The sequence below is a fragment of the Nissabacter sp. SGAir0207 genome, from assembly GCF_005491205.1.
GTDB lineage: Bacteria > Pseudomonadota > Gammaproteobacteria > Enterobacterales > Enterobacteriaceae > Chimaeribacter.
Window position 1 is genome coordinate 1956665 of the sequence record NZ_CP028035.1, and the last position, 26161, is coordinate 1982825.

Below are 26161 nucleotides of genomic sequence, written 5' to 3' on the forward strand. Positions count from 1 at the left end.
TTTCCTAGTTTTCACTGGCAAACTTACTCACTAAGCAGAAAATTTCATGGCGCTATCATTTCCCTTTGGCATTGCCCATCTTTGGGATGAATTATCCGTAATGCAGGCACGGGGCGGTTACTGGGTAAATGTGGATACCCAGGAAAATGCGCGCCAATTATGCCGGCAAGTGCTGCGGATGCAGCCGGAGAATAACCCTATCTCACTGATTTGTAGCGAAAATGACCCAGACGTGGTGATTGGTGAGCTGCCGGGCGCGGCCCTGCGCCGCCTGCCGTTATATACCTTCCCGGCAGAGGCAAAGGCATTACGCCACCTGCCGCGCGATCTGTGGAAAATAATCGCCCGCCGCCCATCACTGGTTATTATTTACTTCCCTGCCGCGCTGGCGCTGCAATTGCCAGCCGATGAGTGGGTGGAGTGGCTGAAACAATTGCGGCAGGTGATTAATAAGGCCGGTAGCACAGTTCTTATTATTTGCCACGGTACGGGAATAAATAAAATAAAAGGCCAGCTTATGTCACAACATCGCCTTTTATTTGGCTTTGCCTCCCTCGCCCATGAGGTGGAGAGACCGGCCTACCAAGTGGCATGGTGGGCGGCAGATCTCGGTATTATCACCAACCAATCCTTTACCCTGCGGCCCCTGCCCGAAGGGGGCTGGACGCTGCATGAGGAGCAACAGATCGGCGGCCAGCACGGGGGCGACGAGGGGTGGTATCTGGCGGAGCGCAGTGTGCTGGAGGGCGCGCCGCCGCTCTCTTCCCAGTGGCAGCTATTTGATGACAACACGCTGCTGGCGCAACGGGGCGCGGTGCTACAGGCCGCCACGCTGATCTTTGCCCTGCACAGCAATCAGGAAGTACCAGCGCTGGCGCGGGAGATCCACCAGGTACGCCGTCAGGGCGGCAATGGGCTGAAGATTGCGGTGCGGGAGATGACCTCCAGCCTGCGCTATACCGATGAAAAGCTGTTGCAGGCCAGCGGTGCCAATCTGGTGGTGCCGCACGCCGCTTCGCTCTCCGCCTTCCTGACCCTGTTGGAGGGCATTCAGGGCAGCCGCTACGCGCGCCCACTGCCGGATGACATCGACCGGCTGATCGCTGGGATGCGCCCGATGCAGGTGCGCGGGCCGATGGCGCGCCTGCCGTTCTGCAATACGGTGGATACGCTGCTGGCGTCGAGCCTGCTGCCGGAGGATGCACGGGGCATTTTGCTCTCGCTGCGGCCGGTGCCGGGGCTGTTGCCGCGTCAGGCGCTATCGCTCTGCACCCTGCGGCGCGACGGCGATCTGGTGACGGTAGATGCCCATCACCTGCACCTGTTCCTCTCCAACTGCCGACTGGCGGATCTGGAGATCGCGCTGCGCTCGGTCTTCCCGTTGCCCGTGACGGATGCCTTCACCAGCCGCCGCGAGTGGCATGAGGACACGGCGATTCTGGAGCAGCTGCACCGCATCGCCCAGGACGCGCCCGACAGCGAGGAGCCACCCTTGCCGGTGACCGAGACCGACAGCGTGGCGGCCTCCGCGCCTGCGCCGGAGCGCCGCCTGCCCACGCCACTGACGCTGCCAATGGTGGAGGGAACGCCATGAGTGACCTGCTTCAGGTGGCGCTGATCGCCGCCATTCTATTTTTTATCCTTGGTTGGCTGGCGTGCCGCAGCCTGCCCGCCCTTTGGCGCCGCTTTCAGGCCCGACTCTTCCCCACCCGCTACCTAAAATCGGCTGGCGTGTGGGTGCGTAATGGAACCAGCAAAGAGAAACGAACCCCATGAGCGAACACCTCTCCGCGCGGCAGACGCCCGCCGACCGCCCCTCACTCTGGCGTCACTGGCGCGGGCTGGGCGCGTGGAACTACTACTACCTGCTGAAATTCGCCCTGCTGTGGCATGGCTACCTGAACTTTGACCTGATCAGCAACCTGATCTTCGTGGCGTTCCTGCTCTGCCCGCTGCCCTCGGCGCGGCTGCACCGGATACGCATGTGGGTGGCGATCCCGATTGGGCTGGGGCTGTTCTACCACGACACCTGGCTGCCAAGTTACCAGTCCATCCTGTCGGAGGGATCGCAGGTCGCCGGTTTCTCGCCCGCCTACCTGCTCGATCTGGCCAACCGCTTTATCAACTGGCAGTGGGTGGGCATCGCCTTCGCCATGCTGGTGGCTTACCTGTTTGTGTCGCAGTGGATCCGTGTGACCACCTTTACGCTGGTGGCGCTGGTCTGGCTGACCGCGGTGCAGGTGCTGCCGGAGCGGGTCACCAGTGCCGCGCCCAATGCCGCCGTGGTGACCACCGCCCCGGCGGGCGGCGCGCCTGCGGTAGGTGCCGGGGCAGCACCGGGTGCCGCGGGTGCCGGGCCAGCGCAGACCCTGCCGCCGACCAATGCCAACCTGACCGCCTACCTCAACCAGTTCTACGATCAGGAGCGCTCGCGCGCCACCAGCTTCCCGGCCCAGTTGCCAGCGGATGCCCAACCGTTTGACGTGCTGGTGATCAACATCTGCTCGCTGGCCTGGGCAGACATGCAGGCAGTGGGTCAGGACAGCTCGCCCTTCTGGTCGCGGTTTGACATCAAGTTCGACAACTTCAACTCCGCCACCGCCTACAGCGGCCCGGCTTCCATCCGCCTGCTGCGCGCCAGCTGCGGCCAGCCATCGCACCACGATCTCTACCAACCAGCCGGCCAGCAGTGCTACCTGTTCGACAATCTGGCGAAACTGGGCTTCACCTCCCAGCTGATGATGGACCACTCCGGGGTGTTTGGCGGCTACATCGATGATCTGCGCAAAGAGGCCAACATGCAGGCACCGTTGATGTCGCAACAGGGCATCGGCCATGAGATGACCTCCTTTGACGGCGAGCCGATCTACAACGATCTGGAGATCCTTAACCGCTGGCTGAACACCAAGCAGGAGACGCCGCGCAGCGCTACCTTCTTCAACCTGATTGCGCTGCACGACGGCAACCGCTTCATTGGCGAGAACAAATCTGCCGACTACAAAACCCGCGCCACCACCCTGCTCAACCAGCTCAACACCTTCTTTGACGAGCTGGAGAAGTCCGGGCGCAAGGTGATGGTGGTGTTTGTGCCGGAGCATGGTGCGGCGGTGACCGGCGACAAGATGCAGATGTCTGGCCTGCGTGACATCCCCAGCCCGAGCATCACCCACATCCCGGCGGGCATCCGCTTCTTCGGGATGCAGGCCCCGCACCAGAGCACGCCGCTGACCATCACGGCGCCGAGCAGCTACCTGGCGGTGTCGGAGCTGGTGGCGCGCTCGGTGGATGGCAAAGTCTTCACCGCGCCGACCGTGGACTGGTCAACGCTGGCGCAGAACCTGCCGCAAACGGCGGTGGTCTCCGAAAACGCCAACGCCATCGTGATGCAGTACCAAGGCAAGCCCTACATCCGCCTCAACGGCGGCGACTGGGTACCCTATCCACAGTGACGTTTCAGCCCACAAAAAAGCCGGCGGATGCCGGCTTTTTTTATGCCTACCCTCTGGCAGAATAGGCACTGTGGTAAAGAATAGGAGCGTCATCATGAGATCAAGAGAAGAGCTTTTGCAGTCGCTTTCTCCAGAAATGCAGGCCAACTATAAAAATAGCCAGCATGAATTGCAGACATTGAGTGCGGCAATGCGCCATGTCAATGAGCCCGCTGAGCCGGTTCTGGCAGGAAAGGAGCGCGTAGCTGAAGACCCCATTCACCATCGGCGTTATGCCTGACACACAAAAAAGCCGGCGGATGCCGGCTTTTTTTATGCTTGGGAGAACAGTGCAGCAATCTCCTCCTTGCCCAGTTCATTGAATTCATCCGGAACACGCATATCCCGCATAAATCCCAAACGTGGGCGCGTGTGGGTTGGCTGGGTCACAGGGCGGGAATGCTTATTGGCTGAACGTCTTTTTTTCATACTTGTCCCTTAATTTCCGAAAAAAATCAATTTCCTGCCGCGCGCAAGCCAGGTCAATTTATCTTTATCACACCCACACTTCACGCCCCCTACACATCCCGTGCGGCGAGGCTGTCAACGCGGGCGATGGCTTCGTGCAACTGGCCCACGTCGATGCTAAAGGGCATGTTCGCCATGTCTGAGGAGAGCACCGCGCGTTGCAGGATGTGCTGCAACTGTGCTGGCTCCAGATCCGGGGCGATCTCTGTGAGCTGTACCGGGATGGCGCAGGCGCGTGCCAGTGCAATCGCGGCCAGTAGCTCCTCATCGGGGCGCTGCTCCAGCGCCAGCAGGCAGAGGTTGCCGTAGCCCACCAGCAGGCCGTGCGCCACGTGGCGGGTCAGCGGGCAGCCGGTGAATCCCTCATAGAGGGCGTGGGCCGCGCCGGTGTGGCCGCCGTTGCTCATCACCGAGGTCAGCCCGGCGTAGAGAAACACCGCGTCCAGCACCTGCTCCAGCGCGGCGTTCGCCTGCCCGGCGCGTACCGCGTGGCAGGCCGCCTCGCCGTGCGTCACAATCAGTGAGCGGCAGAGCGCGCTGTTGGTGCGCACCACCGCCGCCAGCCCCTGACGCGTCGGGTCGCCGCTGATGGCGCGAAACTCATACCACTTCGCCAGCGTGTCGCCCAATCCGGCGGCAAAGCCGGTCAGCGGCGTGCGCGCCAGAATGTCCGCGTCAATCACCGCGGCCGCTGGCCCCTCCGGCAGCGCCAGCATGTCGCGGTACTGGCCATCATCATGGTAGCGGAAGGCCATCGGCGTCACGGCCGCGCAGGTGGAGGCGACGGTCGGCAGCGTCACCACTGGCACCTGGCACTGCGCCGCCGCGGCCTTGGCGGTGTCCAGCGCCCGGCCACCGCCGGCCGCCACCAGCACCTCCACTCCCTGCCGCGCCAGCAGGTCGGCCAGCCGGCGGATCTGCGTCTCGCTGCACTCGCCGCCATACCACTCACTGCCAAGGTAACAGAGCGCGCTCTCCTCCAGTTGCCGCGCCACCAGCGGCTCGGCAAAGGCCAGCGCCCGTTTGCCGCCCACCAACAGCGCGCGCTGGCCGAGCCGCCCGCACATTCGCCCAAGATGGGCAATCGCCCCGCGCCCACGCAGGACGCTGGCAGGAAAAACCAACCGGTGTGTATACATAGGCTTCGCCTTGCGTAACAAGAGTGCCGGATAAGTATGGCGGAAAAGCAGCGGGGGCTACGGAGGGCGTGCCGATTTTGTGAGGCGGGGCGGATCGCGCGCGGGGAAACAAAAGGCCGCGCCAGGCGCGGCGCGTCAGGTCACTTGAAGATACGGAAACGTTGCTCATCCGGCATGAAGGTCTTCTCGCCCGGCGGCTGGACGATGTTGCCGAACGGCATCTGGGCGCGCAGCCGCCAGCTCTCCGGCAGCTCCCAGCGCTGCTGCACCGCCTCATCAATCAGCGGGTTGTAGTGTTGCAGCGAGGCACCGATCTGCACCTGCGCCAGCGTCGACCAGACGGAGAACTGGGCGATGCCGGTAGAGTGTTCCGACCAGACCGGAAAGTTATCGGCGTAGAGCGCGTACTGTTTCTGCAACTCCTCCACCACCTGGGTATCCTCATAGAACAGTACGGTGCCGGCGCCCGCGGCAAAAGCATTGATCTTGTTCTCGGTGCTGAAAAAGGCGTCTGGCGGCACAATCTCGCGCAGTGATTGCATGACAATCTCCCAGAACGCCTGATGCTGCTCATCAAAAAGGATCACCACCCGCGAACTCTGTGAATTGAACGCTGAGGGGCTGAGTTTTACCGCCGAGGTCACCAGCTCAATCACCTCCTCCTGGGAACGCGGCAGCTCATTGCCCAGCGCATAGATGCTGCGCCGGGGGGTGATGGCTTCGAGAAACGCATTACTCATGTGTGGCTCCTGTCTGAAAAGGGGTACCGCCATTGCGCCAAGGGGGCGCACACCAAAGTATGGGTGAAATCCGGCATTTGCCAAACCGCCGTGTCGCGCCCCACCCCTGCGCCGCTACAGCTATTCTGATTCTGGCGGGAAAATGGCCCCGGCTTTCAACCGCCTGCCCGGCCCGTCGCCCGTGCCACGCACACCCGGTTTACTTCGCCCAAAAATTGACCAACACTTAAGCGAAAAGGCACGACATCCGCGCGCCAAGGTGCGGATTGCCGCTCAACCACCCGTCCCAGTGGGGGATGCACCATGTCCTACTATCAAGATCTCGACTGCATTCTGGCAGAAACCGCCTATCCCGGCCCCCTCCAGCAGCATGACCACTCGGTTGCCGTCAAACGGCTTCAAGAGTGGCTCACCTTCCACCAGTATGGTCTGGTGATTGACGGCGACTACGGCCCCGCCACCCATCAGGCCCTGACGCGCTTTCGCCAGCACGCTGGCCTGCCCACCGACGGCCCAGTGAGCCTCGAAGATTGGCAGCAGCTGGTGCTCCCGATGACCGAGGCCCTACAGTGCCCGCCGCCGGATACCACCCTGCCGGAGACGGTGCTGAAAATTGCCCTCCAGCATCTGCGCCCGCACCCGGTGGAGCTGGGCGGCGAGAACCGTGGCCCCTGGGTGCGGCTCTACTGCAACGGCCAGGAGGGCAAAGAGATGCTCTGGTGCGCGGGCTTCGTCAGCTTCGTGTTGAAACAGGCGTGCGCGGTACAGGGGGTGGAGTTGCCACTGCCGGGGTCGTTGAGCTGTGATACGTTGGCACAGCAAGCGAAACAGCGCGGGCGCTTTGTCTTCGGCGGCGACATTGACAGCGGCAACTCGCCGTGGAGCGATCTGGACATCGCCTGGATCTTCCTGTGGCGCGGCAAAAACGCCGATGACTGGACGCACACCGGCATCGGCTTTGAGGGGGTGGATCACACCTTCCGCACCGTGGAGGGCAACACCAACCACGAGGGGTTTACCAACGGCTATGAGGTCTGCTCGCGGGATCGCGCTGTTATCCATTGCGACTTCATCAGTTTACGCTGAGTGCTCATAATGCTTCGGCCTGATAGGCCGGGAGAAAGATCATGTCTGAACAACCTCTTTGGCAGCAAAAAATATGGCTTTGCATGACAATAGGATTAGGGATAATTACATTAAGCATGATTGGTTTAATTGGTTTTATTTCATATAAAACACTCGACAGAGTTTTCTCTTTGAGAACTGAAGATATGAAATTTTTTGTGGCAGGGATCGGGATAATTATTACATCTCTTATTAAGCTTCTATCTATCCTAATCGGCGGAGCTATTGTCTTTGGCGGGCTTGCTATCTCATTCCATACACATGACAAAATCACAACCTTAACAGGAGATGTCAATGATGAAAAAACACCAAAGATAGGTGCAAACATATCAACCTACTCACCGGGCATTGTAGGGATTATTATCGGGGGAGTTATTATAGTTAGCACCATTTATAAAGAGAACAGGATTAACTATGAACCTACAACCTCACAATCAACAGGAAATTCCTTTGATTTTAGCATGCCCCCTCCTCCTAAAAAATAGAGGTGTATAACAAATGAAATCAACACGCAAGCTCACAAAAAAATCATTAGTATTTCAGTTAATTTTAACGCTCACAGCATTGCCAGCCTATTCTAAAGCTGCCTCTAATACGGAAAGCAAAATAAGCTGTGATTTATCACGCGGCCAATACATAGATATATATGCAGCAATCAAAACAGATTTAGAAAAATGCAGAATCGATAACGCAATAATAGGCATGAATGAATTTAAAGAAGTTTATAATAAAACAGAAACGTGTAAAGAACTAATAGAGCTTAACGCTTTTATAGAAAATGCGAAAAGAATATTAGAACAAAACAAAAAGGAAACTTGCTATGCTAAAAAAATCTATACCGAACCCAATTCATCAGTCACAATTATATTCAAAACACCCATGGACGAGGATAGAATATACAATTTAAACCTCCCAAATGTTATTCCTGAAATTAGTGACATTAAAAACAAACAAACCATAACCACAAATAATAGAGAACACATTATAGATTCAAAAAAACCCGGTTTAGAAAAAAATTTGGAATTACCTATCCAAAATAACCATAACTAATCCGCATGCAAAGTATAAAAAAAGGGCGCACGCTGCGCCCTTTGGGATGTGGGAGGGGAAAACTCAGGGTTTCCAGCCGCCGCCCAGTGCCTTGTAGAGGGTGATGGTCTGGTTGAGCTGGCCGAGGCGGGTGGTGATCTCCGCCTGCTGCGCGCTGTAGAGCGAGCGCTGGGCCACCAGCACGTTCAGGTAGTTGTCCACGCCCTGCTTGTAGCGCAGTTGCGAGACGTCGTAGTTGCGCTGGTTAGCGGCGGTGTCCAGTTCGCGCGCCTGCAACTCATCCTGATAGGTGCTCTGGCCAGCCAGACCGTCCGCCACCTCCTCAAACGCCTGCTGGATCGCCTTCTCATACTGGGCGACCTCCACCTTCTTCGACACCTCGGCCAGGGTGAGGTTGGCGCGGTTCACGCCGCCGTCAAAGATCGGCAGGTTGATGGAGGGCATGAACGACCAGGAGCCGGTGCCGCCGGAGAAGAGATCGCCAAGGCGGGCGCTGGTGGTGCCGCCCTGCCCGGTCAGCGTGATGCTCGGGAAGAAGGCCGCGCGCGCCGCGCCGATGTTGGCGTTGGCCGCTTTCAGCGCATGTTCCGCCGCGACGATATCCGGGCGGCGGGTCAGCAGGTCAGACGGCAGCCCCGCCGGGATGGCCGGGAAACGCCAGTCGCGCTTGAGCGTCGCGCCCTCAATCAGGCTCTGCGGCACGGTGGTGCCAGCCAGCAGGTTGAGCGCGTTGATGTCCTGACGCACCTGACGGCTGTAGCTCGCCACGTCAGCCTGGGCGGTGCGCACCGTGGTCTCGGCCTGCGCCAGATCCTGGGTGGTGGCGACGCCCTGCTCATAGCTCACCTTGGTCAGGTTGTAGGAGTCCATCTGGCTGGCGACGGTCTGTTGCGCCAGCGCCAGCAGATCACGGTCAGCACACAGCGACAGGTAACCGGAGACGGTCTCCGCCACCAGACTGATCTGGGTGGCGCGCTGCGTTGCTTCGGTCTGGAGGTAGGTCTCCAGCCCTTGGTCGCGCAGGCTGCGCACCCGGCCAAACAGGTCCAGCTCATAGGAGGTGACGCCCAAATTGGCCTGATACTGGTGGTAGGTCACCGGGCCGGTGCTGCGGGTGTTGTACAGCCCGCCCGGCAGGTGCGCGGCGGTGCTGCCCGCGCCCGCCGAAATGGTCGGCAGCAGCGCGGCGCGATCGATGTCAAACTGCGCCTGCGCCGACTCCACGTTCAGCGCCGCGACCCGCAGGTCACGGTTGTTGGCCAGCGTCAGGTTGACCAGCTGTTGCAGTGCCGCGTCGTTGAAGAAGGCTTTCCAGCCAATGTCCGCGCCAGTGGCGGTTGACGCGCCCTGCTCGGGCGCGTTCCAGTTGGCGGGAACCGGCATGGCGGGCCGGTCATAGTGGGGTTCCAGCGTACACCCGCTCAGGGTCGCGAGGGTCACCAACGCCAGCAAAGAGAGGCGGAGTGGCTTAGTCATGGTTCGTAGTCTCACTAGCGTGGCCGTTGGCGGTCACGGGTTGGTTCTGGCCCGCCTTGCGACGGGAAAACAGGCGCACCACCGCCACGTAGAACATCGGCACGAAGAAGATCGCCAGGAAGGTGGCGGTCAGCATCCCGCCGGCCACCGCGGTGCCGATCGAGTGCTGGCTGCCTGCCCCCGCGCCGTGCGAGATGGTCAGCGGCAGTACGCCGAGGATAAACGCCATCGAGGTCATGATGATCGGGCGGATACGCAGGCGGGCGGCCTCAACCGCGGCCTCCGCGATGCCCATCCCCTCACGCTCATGCAGCTCTTTGGCGAACTCAACAATCAGGATGGCGTTCTTCGCCGCCAGACCGACGGTGGTCAGCAGGCCGACCTGGAAGAAGACGTCATTTTGCAGGCCACGCATCAGCACCGCGCCGATGGTGCCCAGCACGCCGAGCGGTACCACCAGCAGCACCGAGAACGGGATGCTCCAGCTCTCATACAGCGCCGCCAGACAGAGGAACACCACCAGCACCGACAGGCCGTAGAGCGCCGGGGCCTGCGAGCCAGACATCTGCTCCTCATAGGAGATGCCGTGCCACTGCACGCGGAAGCCCGCTGGCAGCTTGGCCGCAATCTCCATCACCGCCTTGGTGGCGTCGCCGGAGCTATAGCCGCTGGCCGGGGAGCCCATGATCTCTACCGAGGAGACGCCGTTGAAGCGCTCGAAGCGTGGTGAGCCGTAGCCCCACTTGCCGCTGCCGAAGGAGGAGTAAGGCACCATCTGGCCGCTGCTGTTGCGGAAGTACCACTTGTCGAGATCTTCCGGCGTCACGCGCGAGGCGGCGCGGCCCTGGATGTAGACCTTCTTCACGCGATCCTGGTACATGAACTGGTTGACGTAGCTGGAGCCCCAGGCCGCCGAGAGCGTGTCGTTGATATCTTCCAGACTCAGGCCAAGGGCGCGGGCGCGTTCGTCATCAATCATCAGCTCATACTGCGGCTCATCATCCATGCCGTTCGGGCGCACCGCCATCAGGCGTTTGTCCTTCGCCGCCATGCCAAGGAACTGGTTGCGTGCGGCAATCAGCGCCTCATGGCCGGCGTTGTTGGTGTCCTGAAGGTAGAAGTCAAAGCCGGTGGCGTTGCCCAACTCCATCACCGCTGGCGGCACCAGCGCATAGATCTTGGCGTCTTTTACCTGCGAGAAGCGCGCCATCGAGCGGCCCGCCAGCGCCTGCACCGTCAGGTCACTGCCCTCACGATCTTTCCAGTCCTTCAGCAGCACGAAGGCGATGCCGACGTTGGTGCCACGGCCAGAGAAGCTGAAGCCGTTGGCGGTAAACACCGACCGCACCGAGGCGCCCTCTTTGTCCAGCAGGTAGCTGCGCATGTCATCCAGCACTTTCTGGGTGCGCTCGGAGGAGGCGTTCGGCGGCAGCGTGACCTGCACCAGCATCACGCCCTGATCCTCATCCGGCAGGAAGGAGGTAGGCACGCGGGTGAACAGGAAGCCGGTCAGCAGCACGATGCCCAGATAGATGACCAGGAACAGGTTGCGGCGCGAGATCACGCCCTTCACGCTGCGGGTGTAGTGCAGCGTACCGGCGTCAAACTGGCGGTTGAACCAGCCAGCAAAGCCGGTGTGCGCCTTCTCCTCGTCATACTGCTTGAGGATGGTGGCACAGAGCGCCGGGGTGAAGATCAGCGCCATCAGCACCGACAGCGCCATCGCCGACACAATGGTGATGGAGAACTGACGGTAGATGATGCCGGTGGAGCCACCGAAGAAGGCCATCGGGATCAGTACCGCGGAGAGCACCAGCGCGATGCCGAACAGCGCGCCCTGAATCTGCTCCATCGACTTGATGGTCGCCTCTTTCGGGCTGAGCTTCTCCTCGTGCATCACGCGTTCGACGTTCTCCACCACCACAATGGCGTCATCCACCAGCAGGCCGATGGCGAGCACCATGCCGAACATCGTCAGGGTGTTGATGGAGTACCCGCAGGCGGACAGGATGCCAAAGGTGCCGAGCAGCACCACCGGCACCACCAGCGTGGTCACCAGCGTCGCGCGCAGGTTTTGCAGGAACAGCAGCATCACGCAGAACACCAGCACGATCGCTTCCAGCAGGGTCTTCACCACCTCTTCAATTGAGGCGCTGACCACCGGCGAGGTGTCATACGGGAACTCGATGCGCACGCCCTCCGGCAGGGAGGATTTCAGGCCATCCAGCGTGGCGCGTACCGCCTTGGCGGTGTCGAGGATGTTCGCCCCGCTCGCCAGACGCAGTGCGATACCGGTGGAGGGCTTGCCATTCAGGGTGGAGGCGATGCTGTAGTTCTCCGGCCCCAGATCGATGTTGGCGACATCGCTCAGGCGTACCTGCGAGCCGTCCGCATTGACCTTCAACAGCACGTCCTTGAACTGCTGCACCGTGGTGAAGCGGGTCTTGCCGATGATGGTGGCGCTCAGCTTGGTGTCCTTCACCGTCGGCAGGCCGCCCAGCTTACCGGAGGAGACCTGCACGTTCTGCTGGTTGATGGCCGTGGTGACGTCGCTGGGGATCAGCTGGTACTTGTAGAGCTTGGCCGGGTCGAGCCAGATACGCATTGCGTACTCTGAGCCCATCATCAGGAAGTCGCCGACGCCCTTGGTACGGGTGATCGGGTCTTCCAGCTTGGTCACCAACAGGTTGCTCAGATCCGAGTTGGACATTGAGCCGCTGTCGGCAATCAGGCTGACCACCATCATAAAGTTGGACTGGTACTTGGCGACGCGCATCCCTTGGTTGACCACCTCGGTGGGCAACTGGGATTCGGCCAGCGAGACCTTGTTCTGCACCTGCACCTGCGCGATGTCCGGGTCGGTGCCCTGATCGAAGGTGGCGATGATGGAGGCGCTGCCGTCGCTGTTGCTCTGCGACTCAATGTAGCGCAGGTTGTCCAGCCCGTTGAGCTGCTGCTCAATCACCTGCACCACGGTGTTCTGCACGGTCTGTGCGGAGGCGCCCGGATAGGTGACGGAGACCGAAATCGCCGGCGGGGCGATGTTCGGGTATTGGTTAATCGGCAGGTGCAAAATGGAGAGCGCACCCGCCAGCATCACGACAATTGCCACTACCCAGGCAAAGATCGGACGCTCGACGAAAAATTTCGACATGACGTGGCCTTTATTGTGCGGACGGATCGGTCAGGGAGAGGTTTTTGGTGGCATCCGCGTAAGCCTGCGGCTGGCGCTCTTTCGCCACCACCTTGACGCCATTGCGCACGCTTTGCAGGCCGTTGGTGACCACGCGATCGCCCTCACCCAAGCCGCTGTTGACCAGCCACTCACCCTTGATCATCTCACCGGTCTCAATCTGGCGCTGCTCGGCGGTGTTGTCCGCCTTCACCAGATAGACGTAGGGGTGGCCCTTGGTGTCATGGCCGACCGCCTCTTGCGGCACCAGAATTCCCTTCTGCTGTACGCCCTGTTGCAGCGTGGCGTGGACAAACATCCCCGGCAGCAGTTCGTTGTGCGGGTTCGGGAAGGCGGCGCGCAGCGTCACTGAGCCGGTGCCTTGGTCAACGGTCACTTCCGAGAACTCCAGACGGCCCGGCTGCGCGTAGTGCGAGCCATCTTCCAGCGTCAGGGTCGCCTTGGCGGCGTTCTCCCCGGCGGAGGCCAGCTGGCCGGACGCCAACGCGCGGCGCAGGCGCAGCAGATCCTGCGAGGACTCGCTGACATCGACATAGATCGGGTCGAGCTGCTGGATGGTGGTCAGGTAAGCGCTCTGGCCGTTGGTCACCAGCGCCCCTTCGGTGTAGAGGGTACGGCCAATGTGGCCGCTGATCGGCGCGGTGATGCGGGTGTAGTTCAGGTTGACGCGGGCCGCTTCCAGATCTGCCTCGGCCTCTTTTTGCGCCGCCACGGCGTCCTCATACTGCTGGCTACTGACGGCGTGCGCCTCGGCCAGCGGCTTGTAACGCTTCGCCAGTGCGGTGGCGTTGCGCAGGGTGGCCTGTGCCTTGTCGTAGGCTGCCTGATAGGTGGCCGGGTCGATCTGGTAGAGCGGCTGGCCAGCTTTCACCTCGCTGCCCTGGGTGAAGTAGCGTTTCTGGATGATGCCGCTGACCTGCGGGCGCACCTCGGCGGTACGCACGGCGGTGGTGCGGCCGGGCAGTTCAGTGGTCAGGCTGACGGCCTGGGCGTGCAGTGTGACCACATCAACAGCCGGGTCTTGTGCGGGCGCGCCGGCCTGCGAAGAGGCCGCCTGATCACACGCGGAGAGAAGCATCACAATGCTCAATGAGAGAAGTTTGCGGCGCATAGTTTCCACTCTGGTTAAAAGCGAGAACAGTCGTTCTCAAAATAAGAGGGGTACTATACGAGAAGCGTTTTCTTAACTCATGTAAGGGTATCGTTAAGAGAAATACTAAAATAATTCACTCTGCTTGACCCAACCTGACCCACTGCCCGGAAAAACTGACAAAGCATTGACAGAAATATTCAATGATCTGGGTCACGTTTCACTTAAGTAAACATGATATTTCTGCAAGAAAAACCTGCCCAGCACAATATTCCATGCGAAGTGTAACTATCACGCCGCTCAACACTGAAATATTTTGATATACCTGTTCGAGGTCTTCACAACTCCTCACAATTACTTAGCAATTGTCTTTACCCATTAGCAACATCAAACAGTTATGCTAGGGGCCGAGGAAGAGCAGTTCCTCTTTGTTGCCCGTTGCAACCATGCCCACTGTCCGATGTGGGTTTTTTTTCGCCTTTTTTCCGCGCCGCCCTAAGGCGACGCGGTGTCCCGTTGCCAGCCGCCGCCCATGCCCTGCCACAGGTCAATCTGCGCCAGCATCACGTTGGTTTTCAGCTGGATCACCGTCAGCTGGGTGCTGTAGAGCGCCCGCTGGGCGTCCAGCTCCTCCAGATAGGAAGCGTAACCGTTGCTGTAGCGGTTGTGCGCGATGCGCAAGGCGTCCGAGAGCGCCTGCTGTTGCTGCTCCGCTTCCGCCAGCTGCTCACCGAGGCGGTTGATGGCATCAATGCTGTTGTTCACCTGCGCAAAGGCGTTGCGCACCACCGACTCATACTGGTAGAGCGCCTGATTGCGCGCCGCCATCGAGACATCCACCTGCGCGTTGAGCGCCTCGCGGTTGATGATCGGGGCCAGCACGCTGCCGCCCAGTGACCAGAGGCGGAACGGGCTGGCCAGCACCTCGGCCAGCGTGTCATCTTGCAGGGTGCCGCTGGCGGTCAGGTTGAGCGACGGCAACAGGTTGGCGCGCGAAACCGCCAGCGAGGCGTCCGCCGCCACCAGCAGCCGCTCCGCCTGCACGATGTCCGGTCGGCGGTTGAGCAGCGCGGAGGGCAGATAGCGCGGCAGCGGTGGCGCGCGCAGGCTGTCGAGCGCCGGGCCACGGGCAATCGGGCCGGGGTTGCCAGCCAGCAGCAGGTTCAGGGCATTCTCCTGCTCGGTGATCTGGTGGCGCAGCGCCGGGATCTGGGCGCGGGTGGCGCGGTACTCCGACTCCGCCTGCACCCACTCCAGCCGCGAGCTGTAGCCAGTCTCATACTGCCGCTGTGCCAGTTTCAGCGAATTCTCACGCGAGGTGAGCGTCGCCTCGGTCAGCGCCAGTTGGGCGTCCAGCCCGCGCAGGGTCAGGTAGCCGGAGGCTACCGCCGCCGAGACCTGCAACACTGCGGCCTCGGCGGCGGCCTGTTGCGCCTCGGCGCTGGCGCGCGCCGCCTCGGTGGCGCTGCGCTGGCCGCCCCAGAGATCGACGTTGTAGTTGAGTTGCAGCGTGCCCTGATAGACAGTGCTGCGCGCCTGCTGGCCGGTGACTGAAGAGATCGTGCGCTGACGCGCGGCGTTCGCGCCGATGTCCAGCGTCGGCAACTGCTCGCCAAAGGCGGCGCGCAGCCGGGCCTGATACTCCTCTACCCGTGCGCGCGCCACCAAAATGTCGGTGTTGGCGACCAGCGCCCGGTTCACCAACTGGTTGAGCTGCGGATCGCCAAAGCCGCGCCACCACGCCCCACCGGCGGCGGAGGCTGGCCCCAGCGTCTCCCGCCACTGCGACGGGATGGTCAAGGAGGGGGCGGCCTGCTCCACCTGCCGCCCGCCACAGGCCGCCAGCAGCAGGGCCAGCGGCAACAGCGCCATGCGCCGCCTCATCGTACCGGCTCCAGCGGCGGCAGCGCCTCGGTCGGCCGGTCGGTGTGGATGGTCACCACCACCGACATCCCCGGCCGCAGGCGCGCGCGCGTCGCCTCATCCGCCTTGATGCGGATGCGCACCGGGATGCGCTGGGCGATCTTGACGAAGTTGCCGGTGGCGTTGTCAGCGACAATGGTGCTGAACTCCGAGCCGGTGGCCGGTGAGAGGTTCTCCACCACGCCGCTGTAGACCGCGCCATCCAGTGCATCGACGCTGAAGGTCACTGGCAGGCCGACGCGCACCTGCGCCATCTGCGTCTCCTTCATGTTGGCGACCACCCACAGCTGTTGCGGCACCAGCGCCGTCAGATGGGTGCCAGCGCTGACATAGGCCCCCTGCCGCACGCTCACCTGCCCAAGCTGGCCGTCACGCGGCGCGGTGATGCGGGTGTTCGCCACATCAATCTCCGCCAGTTCCACCGCCGCCGCGGCGTTGGCGACATCCGCCTCCAGCGAGGCGCGGTTGACGATCACCGTCTGTTTGTCCTGCTTCGCCATCTCCAGCGCCGCCTTGCCCTGTGCCACGTCGGCCTCGGCCTGCGCCGCCGCCGCGCGGCTGGCGTCACGCTCGCGCACCGACAGCGAGCCGTCGGAGACCAGATCCTCCACCCGTTTCAGATCGAGCCGCGCCTTCAGCGCCTGCGCGCTGGCGTTCTGCACCGCCGCCTCGCTGCGGGCTATCGACGCCTCGGCGCTGCGCCGCTGCTGGATATTGTTCGCCAGCGCCGCCTTTTTCATCGCATATTGCGCCTGCGCCTGATGCAGGCGCTGCTGGTAGATGCGGTCATCGATGGTCATGATCAGGTCGCCCTTGCGCACGTGGTCGAAGTCATTCACCCGCACCGAGGTGATATAGCCGTTGAGCTGCGGGCTGATGATGGTGACCTGCCCGCGCACATAGGCGTTCTCCGTGGCTTGGCGGGTTGGTGAGAACGGCGGCAGTTGCCAGGCATAGAGCACCACCAGCACGCCAAGAAGGGCAATCACCACTGGCAACGCGATGGTAAGGTAACGTTTGGCCCGACGCGGTTGCGCCGGGGTGACCACTTCACTCATGAACCCTCCGGGGAGTTGGCGCGCGGTGGCGCCGATGTTGCTTTGTTCTGTTCCGCCTGCCGCTCACGGCGCGCGCGTAACTGTTTCAGGAAATAGCGGCCCAGCATCCACACCAGCGTGACCGCCGCGATGGCGGCGGTCAGCAGGTAGACGTCGTTGTAGGCCAGCACGTTGGCTTCGCGGGTGGCGGCGGCCTGCAACAGCACCGAGCCTTCCGCGCCACGTAGCGTGGGGTCATTCAGCACGCCGTTGAGGCCAGCGCTGTAGCTGTTGATGCGCTCCATCACCAGCGGGTCAAGATTGCTGAGGTTGTCAGCGATGATGCTGGAGTGGTACTTCTCGCGCACGATCTGGAAGGTGCCGAGCAGTGCCGAGCCAATCAGCCCGCCGAGGTTCTGGCTCATGCCAAACACCGCCACGAAGCTCACCAGATTGCGCGGCTCCGCCACCACGCTGCCGATGATCGACAGCATCGCCGGGGCGAGGAAGAAGGCCCCGCCAAAGCCCATCAAAAACTGGCTGAACACCATCTGTGACGCGCGCGTCAGGTTGTTGGCCTGCGCATCGATCAGCGCGGAGATGATCATCAGTACCAGCGAAATCACCACCGGCACCTCCAGCTGGCCGGGTTTGACGGTCAACGCGCTGGCGGCCATGCCCGCGATCACCCCCATCAGCACCGCCAGCGAGAGCGCCTGCATCTGGTCATTCTGCAAGCCGATATACTGCAAAAAGCCTATCGGCCCGACGTTCTGCTCCGACAGCACGATGCGCATCAGCAGCATGGTGAGGCCGAGCCGCAGCACGTTGCCGCTGCTCAGCCAGCGAATGTTGAGCAACGGGTTGGTGCGCCGGTGCTCCACCAGCACCGCGGCGGTGATCAGCACAATCGCGGCGGCCAGCGCCGCCCCCAGCCACGGGGTGCTCGTCCACCAGTCATAGCGGCCAAGCGAGATCACCGCGCACAGCAGCCCCATGCCGGGGGCCATCAGGAAGAAGGTGACGAAATCCATCTTCTCGAACACTTTGTAGCGGTCGCTGGGCGGCAGTTTCAGCATCAGCACGCAGCCAAGGCAGAGCAGCGCCAGCCCCAGCTCAAACAGGTAGAGGCCGCGCCACTCATTCAGCTCCAGCAGCTCAGCGGAGAAGAGCCGCGCCAGCGGGATCGCCAGCTGTGACGCGCCGATGCCAATCACCAGCCCCTTTAGCCGGTGCTTGGCCGGGAACGCCTGAATCAGGTAGTAGATGCCCAGCGAGGAGAGCGCCGCCCCCACCGCGCCGTGGGCGGCACGCACCGCAATCGCCGAGGCCAGGTCGTTGACGAACAGGTGGAAGAAGGTGATCAGCGCATAGAGCACCAAAAACGCCTCGCAGAACAGCCGCAGGCCGAACTGCAGGCGGAACTTCACCAGCAGCAGGTTGATGGAGATGTTGGTCATCACATAGACCGCTGGCAGCCAGGCGATCTCATTGCTGAACGCGCCCAGCACCCCTTGCAGGTTGGTGAGGTTGGCGCTGACCAGCGCGTTGCCGAGGCCGCCGGTGATGGCGACCAGGATACCCACTATCCCAAACGCCAGCCGCTTGTGCCACGGGTGCAGCGGCGTCGAGGGGGAGCCGGGCAGCATCGGGCGCTCATGGGGCGCCCACTCCCGCACAATATAGGGTTTCATTCGCTCTGCTCGGACGCCTCGCGCAGCGCGTCCAGTACCCGCACCGCCGCGGCCAACTCCGCTGGGTCCAGTTTGGACATCAGTGACTTATGCAGCGCGTCGGCCTCGCCCTTCGCCTGCTCATAGAGCGCGAAGCCAGCCTCGGTCGCCACCACCAGCCGTTTGCGGCGATCTTCTGGCGTCACTTGCCGCCGTACCAGTCCCTGGCGCGCCAGCTTGTCAATCATGCTGACCACGCTGGCCCCCTCCAGCCCAAGCCGGGCCGCCAGCTCCCCCTGACACAGCGGGGGTTCTGACATCGCAATGGTGGAGACCGCGACCCAACTGGCCTGATTCAGCCCTTGCGCCTTCAATCGACGGTCAATGGCCTGCCGTAGGGCGCGGGAGGTAAAGTGCAACGCACGGATAAAATTCTGCTCTGGCGGGATAATCAGGCTCTCTGGCATAAAATGACGGTCTTACGTTATGAATCCGGCTAAAAGTAACATGTAATTTACATTGTAAATGACACAATCCAACACTTGCTAATCGCCGGATAAATAATATGGAAAATTATTAACGTTTCTGTACAAAAAAGGCGGGAAACTGACGGGCATAAAATAGGCGAGAACCTGACGCCCCAACCGGGCGCCAGGGGCAACATCAGGTGCGGGTGGCCTGCACCTTGCGGCTGTAGTTGGCCACGCGGCGGGCGTCCTGATGGTTATAGTCGGGATCGATATAGGTGTGCATCCGGCAGATCAGGTCGCCGTCGAACTCAAACACGGTACAGAACAGGTGGTAGCTGTCATCACCGACCGGGAAGCGGTCGCCGTTCTGCATCACCCCCTTTACTCCGCCCTCGATCACCATGGTATCGCCGTGGCAGACGTAGCGGAAATTCTCGGTGTCGTGCTCAAAGCGCACCACCTCTTTACCCAGCCGTTTGCCGAGGTTGCCCAGTTCGGCCTTGCCCCGGCTGACACCATATTTCGGAAAGAACAATGCGACATCATCGCTGAACAGATCCAGCAACGTGGCATCCTGCGCGTCCAGTTTCGAGTAGTAGGTCTTGATTACGTCGAAGCGCGCATGTTGGCGTTCAGTTTCTGTCATAAATCCCCCTCTGCTGAACAGTGTCGCCACCGGTTCCTGTACAAAATCACAATGGTGTAGACCGCTAAGTGTTGTTGTCCGCCGTATAACGGCATTAAGAACATTCTCAAATGTAGCAGCACATTGATGTGCGGGAGGCCTTTTCCGGCCATGTGGCTTCTTTCGGCAAGGGTCCTGATGAGATAGACCGCAGCCGGTTAAAAAGATTCAGGTTATTTATTGATTTGCATCAATTTATAATTATTGCAAATAATCAGCGGTTGGTTATCCTGAATCACGTGCTGAATTGCTCCCCCATTTGCGCGCCTTGAGAGCCTGCACCAGCAATAACAAAAACTTATCTTGCGCCCGTTGCCACAGGCACCTGGCCGCCCCCGCTTTGCCGCGCCCTTTCGCGCGACCTTCCCCAGGGAAGCCGGCACCGCTGGCGTACCACCGCGTGTGACGCCCGGCCACTTCTGTCGTTGTATTAATGGAGGTCTTCAATGGATAACCACTGCGAACTGCAACAGCCGTTTGAGAACGCCTATGGCAGCGCGATACCTGCCGATAGCGCCCCGAAATGGGTCATGTCATGGGATGAGGGCGGCAAGCTCCATTTTGCTGAGGGCATCAGCAAGATGGAGAAGCTGCACTCCATCGACCAGGCGATTAACGATATGCTCACCTACCGGGACGCCCTGGCCAAGTGTGACTGATTGCGGCCTGAACTGACGGCGGGACGAGGCCCCCGCCGCCCTTCTCTTTACGCCAGGATGGCCGCGGCAATGACAGTATCCCCGCCGCGCGCCTCCCACTGTTTGCCAATGGTGGCTGGCTCATTCAGGGCCGCCACCACCAGCGCCGCCACATCCGCCCGCGGGATTTCGCCGCGACCGGTGCGTTCGGCCAGCGTCACGCGCCCGGTGCCCGGATCGTCCGTCAACGGCCCCGGCCGCAGGATGGTCCATTGCAGGCCGCTCATGCGCAGCTCCCGGTCGGCGTCACGTTTCGCTTCCACGTAGGCGCGCCACACCGCATCCACATCGGCTGGCAAGGGATCATCGGCCCCTATCGCAGAGACCATGACGTAGCGGCTGACGCCCGCCAGCTTCGCGGCGGCGATCAGCTTCACCGCCCCGCCGTAGTCCACGGTGCGCTTGCGCTCCGCGCCTGAACCGGCCCCGGCCCCGGCGGTGAACACCACCGCATCGACGCCCTCCAGCGCGGTCGCCAGCTGCTCGGCGGTCGCCTGCTCCACATCCAGCAGGATCGGCTCGGCCCCCAGCCCACGCAGCGCTGCCACCTGCTCCTCTTTACGCACAATCGCCACCGCCCGGCGGCCCTGCGCCACCAAGTTCTGTACCACAAGCTGCCCGATTTTGCCGTGGGCGCCCAAAATAGCCACACTGTTCATTCGTGCTCCTTCTCTGATGGTCGTGCCACTAACCTTAGCACAGAACCACCCACCCACCGGGAGAGGCAGGGTAACGGCCACAGATGACGCGGATGTGACAGGCTAATGCCCTTCGCTCCACTGGTCGCTAAACAGGATATTGCCCTCGAGGTAGTGCCAGGTGATACGTTCATACATGAGCGAGAAACTCTCATAGGGCGGTGAATGGCGATCGCAAGCAGCGTGATGTACATGGGGCAAGGTGGCCTGCATATTGATGACCACGACATTTTCCATCTGTGTAATCAGAAACGCCTGCTCCTGACCAGCGTGGTTAATTTGATACCATTTTAGCGTGGCAGATTTTAATTTTTGGTTAATACAAGAGGCGCGATAAAGATAGGCTGGGATTGCCATTACCTCCCCCTTACTTTGTTCATTAATAATTTAATTATTAAAATAAGCAATTATTTTATTGCCCATCGACTGTTACAGCCTGCTGATGATGATCAATCACCACATCAACACGCCTTTTGGATTGGTTATTTCCCCGGCCAACGACATAAAAGAGCGTATATGGCACGGTGGGTTCCATGTCCTGTGTAGAGAAACAGGTGTCCGGCCATGACAAGTTGACGTTCCTGTGCCACTTTTCGCCGTGATACCCAGGTGTCTTGAGCAACCAGTAGTGCATCACTTTTTCACCTGGCTCTACCACCATGCAAATCTGCCCATCAACATGCTTTACTTCGCCAGCATCAGGGAACGGCACCGGGTCGCCCAGACACCCAGCCAGCAGCAGTGAACCCAGCATGGCCCAAAGTGCTCGGTTAAATCGTGCACCAAGGAAAGTTTCCAAGAAGCTTTTCATAAGAAGAACAGGCCATGCAGCCTGACGTTATAGCTCTTTTGGAATTGCCAGACATGTGTCATCTCATGCATGAAAAGGTGCTGCCTGACAATATCGGCAAGGGAAAAGTCAGCGCAATAGTTGTACGACCTGAAATAGATTTCGCCATTCGGCGCCATGACCCGTTGTGGTTGTTGCAAACCAAAAGGCAAATAGCTGTCGCAATGGATCCAGACTTTCGCATAATTAATGGCATCATGAAATAATTCACGCGCCAGCCTCAACTCGCCGGATGTCAATAGCCGAAGCGTGCCCTCTTGCATTATTTCCCCTGCCCGTTTAACCCAAGGCAATCAGCATAACCGAGAAGATTAAGAAAGTAGGGAATGACTTTCTAAAAATGGAATGCTTTTCACAAAAGGGAGAGGGGGATGATATGCAGCGAAAAAGCTATTTTCTGTCAATTTATCTTTGATGAAAGATAATATTAAAATTACAGCAGATTCACCGGGTCGCCTTTCTGGCGCGCGTGCTGTATGGCTGCTTCCCGGCCCATTGCGGGCCGGGGAATGGCGTCAGAAGCCGGTCAGGGCGTGACGCAGGTTGATCTCGGCGGTGCTGCGATCGGAGAGGTCAAGCTGGCCCTCCAGCTCATCCAGGTGCGCCAGCATGGCGGTGGCGGCGGCCTGCTGGTTGCCCTGCTCCAGCGCGTCCAGGATCGCCTGATGCTCGCCGGAGGCGCAGGCGGGCACGTCGTTGCGCTGGTAGAGCGCGACAATCAGCGAGCTGCGCATCATCAGGTTGGTGAGGATCTCCTTCAGCACTGCGTTGCCGCTCACCTCGCCCAGCACCAGATGGAAGTTGCTTAGCTCACGGACAATCGCGCGCCGGTCGGCGGCAGCAATCGCCGCCTGCTCGTGGCGCATGTGCTCTTCAAGCTGCTGGCGGTGGCAGCGCATCCTCTCTGGCGTGATCTCCTCCACCACTGCCCGCTCGATGGCGCGCCGGGCGATGAAGATCTCACGCGCCTCCAGGGCGCTGGGCTGGGCCACCATCGCGCCACGGTTTGGCTCAATGGTGACGATGCGCTGCATCGCCAGACGCTGGAGCGCCACCTGGACGTGGTTACGGTTGGCGCCGAGCGCCTCGACAATCTGGGCCTCAATCAGCCGGGTTCCCGGCCGCAGGCGGTGCTGTGCAATGGCTTGCGCTAAAATGTCAACAATGCGCTTCACCTCAAGCTGTTTGGCTGTGGCAGTTTTATTCATTTTTTGTCGTAATCCTGTTCCGTGCTGCCAGCCTGCATCAACGGCAGTGCCCGCCACCCCGCTGGCGGCGGATCTCCGGCATTATCCCCAGCCCTGCCAATCCGGTCAAACGCTGTGCAAAAAAAGTCGCGGCGTCAACGGCATCATTAATATAACGATCATTAAATTAATAATTGACAGCGTCAGGACGAAACAATAAATTGAGCCGACGCCGATCGTTCAGGTTAATGAACCCTCGCGGATTCTGTGCCAATAATGAAGAGTATCTCCCCCCATGATGGAATATAATAAAGATCGCGCCTTGATTGACGAATTAATCCACTGGATTGAAGAGCATCTGGAGAGTGCGCCGCGCATTGAGACAGTGGCGCAGAAATCCGGGTACTCGAAATGGCATCTGCAACGGAAATTCACCGCGCTGACCGGCATGAACATCGCCGCCTACATGCGCAACCGCCGCCTCTCGAAGGCCGCGATCGCGCTGAAAACCAGCAACGACTCGATTATCGACATCGCCACCCACTACAGCTTTGATTCGCAGCAGACCTTTACCCGCACCTTCAAAAAGCGGTTTGGCGTGACGCCGCACCAGTACCGCGTCTCCGATGAGTGGCATGTGGAGTTGCTGACGCCCCACTTCCGCTTTGGCGATCCGTTCCAGCTCAACATTGAGTGCATCAAGGTGCCTGACCTGCAACTGAAACGGCTGCGTGACGACGTCACGTTGTTTGACCGCAGCAGCGCGCCCGAGGGCAAGTCGCACTTTTTGGCGATGCGTGACCAGCTGATGTGTGACGCCTTCCGCCGTGGCCCCACGCGCAATACGCCGATCTTCAGCATCATGAGCGGCAAAAATGAGGCGCGTGACGGCAGTTCGGTGCGCTTTACCCTGGCGGAGAGCGCCAGCGGCAGCACCCATGACGCCCAGCGAGTGTCGATTGATGGCGGCTGCTACATGTCGATCCGCTTCTCCGGCACCATGACGGAGACGAACCAGCTGACCAGCTTCCTGTTTGACAGCGTGCTGCCAGAACTGCGCAAACAGGTGGGGGCCAGCCAGGAGATTGAACAGATTGAGGTGGATGAGACGGGCGTGAATGCCAAGTGGGGGCAGTCACAGGTGAACTACCACTATATGCTCTCGTTGAATTGATCGCGCAACCGGGCCGGGCGCCCTGCCCGCGCCATGATGCCAGACCCGCTCCCGCGGGTCGGCATGGGCCATCACGCCGCGCCGCGCAACTCCGCGCACAGCGTTTCCATATAGCCCTGCAAAAAGATTGAGCGCTTCTCTGCCAGCACCCGGCCCGCCGTGGTCTGCATGGTTGAGGGCAGCCGCAACAGCTTTTGCTGGAAGTGATCGAGGGTGAAGCGCCGGTCGTCCAGCTCACGCCGCTCCGCCAGCGGGTCATCCGGGTCCACCAGATCGCGCCCCAGCGCGCCAGAGACATAGAACACCCGCGCCAGCCCTATCGCGCCCAGCGTGTCCAGCCGGTCGGCGTCCTGCACGATTTTCGCTTCCAGCGTCTGCGGCGGGATGTTGGCGCTGAAACTGTGGGTACGGATGGCATGGGCCACCGCGTCATACAGCTCGTGCGGAAAATCGGGGAAGTCGTCCTGCAACAGGCTGAGGGTCTCTTGCGCGGCCATGGTCGAGGCCAGATGGCGCTGCGGGTGGTTTTTGGGCAGATTGACAAAATCGTGGAAGTAACAGGCGGCCAGCACAACCAGGCGGTTCGCTTCCAGCCCTTGCATGATTAACTGCGCGTTCTGCCATACGCGATGTAAGTGATTGATATCGTGAGCCTTGTCCGCTTCAGGACGGGAGGCCATATAGTGTTGGAACCGGGTTTCCCATTCACTTATCACCATCGTTTACTCCTTGCGGCCCGGAAAGCGGCCGATGTTGCAGAATAATTCAGTGTGAAATCAAGGGTTAGCGCAGGCCTTCTTCGCTGGCATCTTACCCCCTGTTGCGTTACAACAGTTTTACAAGCTGTGCATCAGTACGCTTTTTTTATTTCACCTTTTGTTTGCATTAAGTTTTGGTTTTTTTGGGGTGGATCACGGCACAGGAGATATCACCCGTAATCAACAGTGTAGCCGTAAAACGCCAAGGGAGTGAAGGATGAGACTTGCCACCGTAAGTTGGCCGCTCGGCGTCAACAACGTCGATGCCATGATGGCCCATGCCGCCACGCTGCGCCTGCCGGGCGTACAATATTGCGGCGACCCGCGCGCCTGCCCGGCTGAGCGCGTGCGCAAGGCCGCCGCCATGCACCATATTCAGATAATCGCCATCGATCCGCTCAACGCCGCGCCCGCCCGGACGGAACAGGCGACGCCAGAGCAGGCGATCGCCCACTACCGCACGCTGGTGGAGTATGCGCAGGCCACCGGGGCCGGGACATTGACCCTACAGGGGCTGGCGCAGTGGACTAAGCAGGCCGCCAACAAAACGGAGGCCTATGCGCAACTGCTGGAGTGTGTGCGCGAGGTGGATGCCTATGCGCGCGAGTGCGGGGTAACGTTACTGTATGAGGTGTGCAACCACTATGAGGTGCCGCTGATCCACACCGCCCGCGAGGGGCTGGCGCTGCTGGACGCGGTCGGCAGTGACAATATCCGCCTGATCCTCGACAGCTTCCATATGAACATCAATGAACCCTCGCCGGTGCAGGCCATTCTGGCTGCGGGCGACCGGCTGGGGGTGTACCACATTTCGGACTCCAACCGCGCGGGCATTGGCAGCGGCAACATCGACTTCCTCGCCCAGTACCGGGCATTGCGGCAGATTGGCTTCACCGGCGACGTGGCAATTGAGCTGGTGCTGCCGCACCTGACGCCGATGACGCCGCCCCAGACCGAGGCAGACCGCCGCCGACTGGATGCGGAGATCCGCCGCAGCGCCGCCGTCTGGCAGGCGCTCTCGATCAGCGCCTAGCAGACGCCGAAGTCACCCTCTTCATGGTAGGGGGAGAGATCCTGCGCCTTAAAGGTGCGCTTGTCCCCCTCCTCGCCCAGAATGCCCCAGACGCACTCCACCTCATCGCCATTGACGGCGGTGACGGTCATTTTGCGGCCGCCAGTCTTCGGCTGTACGCTGTCGCCGACGTTAAATGCCATGTTGCTCTCTTCCATCCTGATCTC

At 60.7% G+C, this 26161-nt stretch carries 28 protein-coding genes; 10 read left to right on the forward strand and 18 right to left on the reverse strand.

All coding sequences use genetic code 11. The features are described from left to right. Positions 1 to 46 precede the first annotated feature (46 nt). The 4 genes from bcsE (at position 47) to C1N62_RS08435 (ending at position 3729) form a co-directional block, all read left to right on the forward strand. Complete coding sequence (bcsE, locus tag C1N62_RS08420) at positions 47 to 1594, forward strand: cellulose biosynthesis protein BcsE (RefSeq protein ID WP_137763208.1); 1548 nt, start codon at positions 47 to 49, stop codon at positions 1592 to 1594. After that, positions 1591 to 1776, forward strand: coding sequence for a cellulose biosynthesis protein BcsF (gene bcsF, locus C1N62_RS08425; protein WP_137763209.1), 186 nt, complete (start codon positions 1591 to 1593; stop codon positions 1774 to 1776). Before bcsE ends, bcsF begins: the two co-directional genes overlap by 4 nt. Continuing rightward, on the forward strand, positions 1773 to 3449 hold the full coding sequence (bcsG, locus tag C1N62_RS08430) for a cellulose biosynthesis protein BcsG (protein ID WP_137763210.1): 1677 nt from the start codon (positions 1773 to 1775) through the stop codon (positions 3447 to 3449). The genes bcsF and bcsG overlap by 4 nt, the downstream gene beginning before the upstream one ends. Before the next feature lie 94 nt (positions 3450 to 3543). Further along, complete coding sequence (locus C1N62_RS08435; protein ID WP_137763211.1) at positions 3544 to 3729, forward strand: hypothetical protein; 186 nt, start codon at positions 3544 to 3546, stop codon at positions 3727 to 3729. Positions 3730 to 3761: 32 nt separating this feature from the next. On the opposite strand, the gene C1N62_RS23175 is transcribed toward C1N62_RS08435, so the two are convergent. From C1N62_RS23175 to C1N62_RS08445, 3 genes are all read right to left on the reverse strand, one after another. Further along, positions 3762 to 3917, reverse strand: coding sequence for a hypothetical protein (locus C1N62_RS23175; protein WP_168195842.1), 156 nt, complete (start codon positions 3915 to 3917; stop codon positions 3762 to 3764). An 89-nt stretch (positions 3918 to 4006) separates the two neighbouring features. Then, positions 4007 to 5095 carry an iron-containing alcohol dehydrogenase family protein gene (locus C1N62_RS08440; RefSeq protein WP_137763212.1) on the reverse strand — a complete coding sequence of 363 codons (1089 nt, stop codon included), beginning with the start codon at positions 5093 to 5095 and terminating at the stop codon, positions 4007 to 4009. Between the two features lie 140 nt (positions 5096 to 5235). After that, a complete protein-coding gene (locus C1N62_RS08445; protein WP_137763213.1) occupies positions 5236 to 5835 on the reverse strand; it encodes a nitroreductase family protein in 600 nt (199 codons plus the stop codon). Between the two features lie 303 nt (positions 5836 to 6138). On the opposite strand from C1N62_RS08445, the gene C1N62_RS08450 reads away from it, so the two are divergent. From C1N62_RS08450 to C1N62_RS08460, 3 genes are read left to right on the forward strand one after another with little or no spacing between them, the layout of a single operon-like run. Continuing rightward, on the forward strand, positions 6139 to 6921 hold the full coding sequence (locus tag C1N62_RS08450) for a peptidoglycan-binding protein (RefSeq protein ID WP_137763214.1): 783 nt from the start codon (positions 6139 to 6141) through the stop codon (positions 6919 to 6921). A 41-nt stretch (positions 6922 to 6962) separates the two neighbouring features. Beyond that, the gene (locus C1N62_RS08455) at positions 6963 to 7445 is read left to right on the forward strand and encodes a hypothetical protein (protein ID WP_137763215.1); all 483 of its coding nucleotides are present in this window, start codon (positions 6963 to 6965) and stop codon (positions 7443 to 7445) included. 13 nt (positions 7446 to 7458) lie between these two features. Continuing rightward, the gene (locus tag C1N62_RS08460) at positions 7459 to 8010 is read left to right on the forward strand and encodes a hypothetical protein (protein WP_137763216.1); all 552 of its coding nucleotides are present in this window, start codon (positions 7459 to 7461) and stop codon (positions 8008 to 8010) included. Between the two features lie 63 nt (positions 8011 to 8073). On the opposite strand, the gene C1N62_RS08465 is transcribed toward C1N62_RS08460, so the two are convergent. From C1N62_RS08465 to C1N62_RS08500, 8 genes are all read right to left on the reverse strand, one after another. Then, positions 8074 to 9486, reverse strand: a complete 1413-nt coding sequence (locus C1N62_RS08465) for an efflux transporter outer membrane subunit (RefSeq protein ID WP_137763217.1) — start codon at positions 9484 to 9486, stop codon at positions 8074 to 8076. Further along, positions 9479 to 12640, reverse strand: a complete 3162-nt coding sequence (locus C1N62_RS08470; protein ID WP_137763218.1) for an efflux RND transporter permease subunit — start codon at positions 12638 to 12640, stop codon at positions 9479 to 9481. Before C1N62_RS08470 ends, C1N62_RS08465 begins: the two co-directional genes overlap by 8 nt. 10 nt (positions 12641 to 12650) lie before the next feature. Continuing rightward, positions 12651 to 13790: an efflux RND transporter periplasmic adaptor subunit gene (locus C1N62_RS08475; protein ID WP_137763219.1), complete on the reverse strand. Its 1140-nt coding sequence runs from the start codon at positions 13788 to 13790 to the stop codon at positions 12651 to 12653. 474 nt (positions 13791 to 14264) lie between these two features. Next, complete coding sequence (locus C1N62_RS08480; RefSeq protein ID WP_137763220.1) at positions 14265 to 15653, reverse strand: efflux transporter outer membrane subunit; 1389 nt, start codon at positions 15651 to 15653, stop codon at positions 14265 to 14267. Further along, positions 15650 to 16750 (reverse strand): HlyD family secretion protein, encoded by a 1101-nt coding sequence (locus tag C1N62_RS08485; RefSeq protein ID WP_137763221.1) that lies wholly within the window; start codon positions 16748 to 16750, stop codon positions 15650 to 15652. Before C1N62_RS08485 ends, C1N62_RS08480 begins: the two co-directional genes overlap by 4 nt. Further along, entirely contained in the window at positions 16747 to 18423 is a 1677-nt protein-coding gene (locus C1N62_RS08490; RefSeq protein ID WP_137763222.1) for an MFS transporter, read from the reverse strand. Before C1N62_RS08490 ends, C1N62_RS08485 begins: the two co-directional genes overlap by 4 nt. Continuing rightward, the gene (locus C1N62_RS08495) at positions 18420 to 18869 is read right to left on the reverse strand and encodes a MarR family winged helix-turn-helix transcriptional regulator (protein ID WP_370465553.1); all 450 of its coding nucleotides are present in this window, start codon (positions 18867 to 18869) and stop codon (positions 18420 to 18422) included. The genes C1N62_RS08490 and C1N62_RS08495 overlap by 4 nt, the downstream gene beginning before the upstream one ends. 196 nt (positions 18870 to 19065) lie before the next feature. Further along, the gene (locus C1N62_RS08500) at positions 19066 to 19518 is read right to left on the reverse strand and encodes a nuclear transport factor 2 family protein (protein WP_137763223.1); all 453 of its coding nucleotides are present in this window, start codon (positions 19516 to 19518) and stop codon (positions 19066 to 19068) included. Positions 19519 to 20003: 485 nt separating this feature from the next. Here C1N62_RS08500 and C1N62_RS08505 point away from each other — a divergent pair, with 485 nt between their 5' ends. Then, complete coding sequence (locus C1N62_RS08505; RefSeq protein ID WP_137763224.1) at positions 20004 to 20216, forward strand: hypothetical protein; 213 nt, start codon at positions 20004 to 20006, stop codon at positions 20214 to 20216. A 47-nt stretch (positions 20217 to 20263) separates the two neighbouring features. Here C1N62_RS08505 and C1N62_RS08510 read toward each other — a convergent pair whose 3' ends face one another. From C1N62_RS08510 to C1N62_RS08530, 5 genes are all read right to left on the reverse strand, one after another. Continuing rightward, positions 20264 to 20914 (reverse strand): SDR family oxidoreductase, encoded by a 651-nt coding sequence (locus tag C1N62_RS08510; protein ID WP_137763225.1) that lies wholly within the window; start codon positions 20912 to 20914, stop codon positions 20264 to 20266. A 102-nt stretch (positions 20915 to 21016) separates the two neighbouring features. Further along, the gene (tssD, locus tag C1N62_RS08515; protein ID WP_137763226.1) at positions 21017 to 21310 is read right to left on the reverse strand and encodes a type VI secretion system tube protein TssD; all 294 of its coding nucleotides are present in this window, start codon (positions 21308 to 21310) and stop codon (positions 21017 to 21019) included. A 55-nt stretch (positions 21311 to 21365) separates the two neighbouring features. Continuing rightward, entirely contained in the window at positions 21366 to 21764 is a 399-nt protein-coding gene (locus C1N62_RS08520) for a hypothetical protein (RefSeq protein WP_137763227.1), read from the reverse strand. Beyond that, positions 21761 to 22066: a hypothetical protein gene (locus tag C1N62_RS08525; protein ID WP_137763228.1), complete on the reverse strand. Its 306-nt coding sequence runs from the start codon at positions 22064 to 22066 to the stop codon at positions 21761 to 21763. Before C1N62_RS08525 ends, C1N62_RS08520 begins: the two co-directional genes overlap by 4 nt. A gap of 252 nt (positions 22067 to 22318) precedes the next feature. Then, entirely contained in the window at positions 22319 to 23011 is a 693-nt protein-coding gene (locus tag C1N62_RS08530; protein ID WP_137763229.1) for a GntR family transcriptional regulator, read from the reverse strand. 274 nt (positions 23012 to 23285) lie between these two features. On the opposite strand from C1N62_RS08530, the gene C1N62_RS08535 reads away from it, so the two are divergent. Further along, positions 23286 to 24164, forward strand: coding sequence for a helix-turn-helix domain-containing protein (locus tag C1N62_RS08535; RefSeq protein ID WP_137763230.1), 879 nt, complete (start codon positions 23286 to 23288; stop codon positions 24162 to 24164). A gap of 71 nt (positions 24165 to 24235) precedes the next feature. Here the strand turns inward: C1N62_RS08535 and C1N62_RS08540 are convergent, their stop codons facing one another. Continuing rightward, a complete protein-coding gene (locus C1N62_RS08540; RefSeq protein WP_137763231.1) occupies positions 24236 to 24883 on the reverse strand; it encodes a phosphohydrolase in 648 nt (215 codons plus the stop codon). 256 nt (positions 24884 to 25139) lie between these two features. Between C1N62_RS08540 and C1N62_RS08545 the strand changes: the two genes are divergently transcribed. Next, complete coding sequence (locus C1N62_RS08545; protein WP_137763232.1) at positions 25140 to 25955, forward strand: sugar phosphate isomerase/epimerase; 816 nt, start codon at positions 25140 to 25142, stop codon at positions 25953 to 25955. Here the strand turns inward: C1N62_RS08545 and C1N62_RS08550 are convergent. Then, a complete protein-coding gene (locus tag C1N62_RS08550; protein ID WP_370465554.1) occupies positions 25952 to 26152 on the reverse strand; it encodes a YodC family protein in 201 nt (66 codons plus the stop codon). The two genes, C1N62_RS08545 and C1N62_RS08550, sit on opposite strands and share 4 nt — an antisense overlap. Positions 26153 to 26161: the final 9 nt, after the last annotated feature.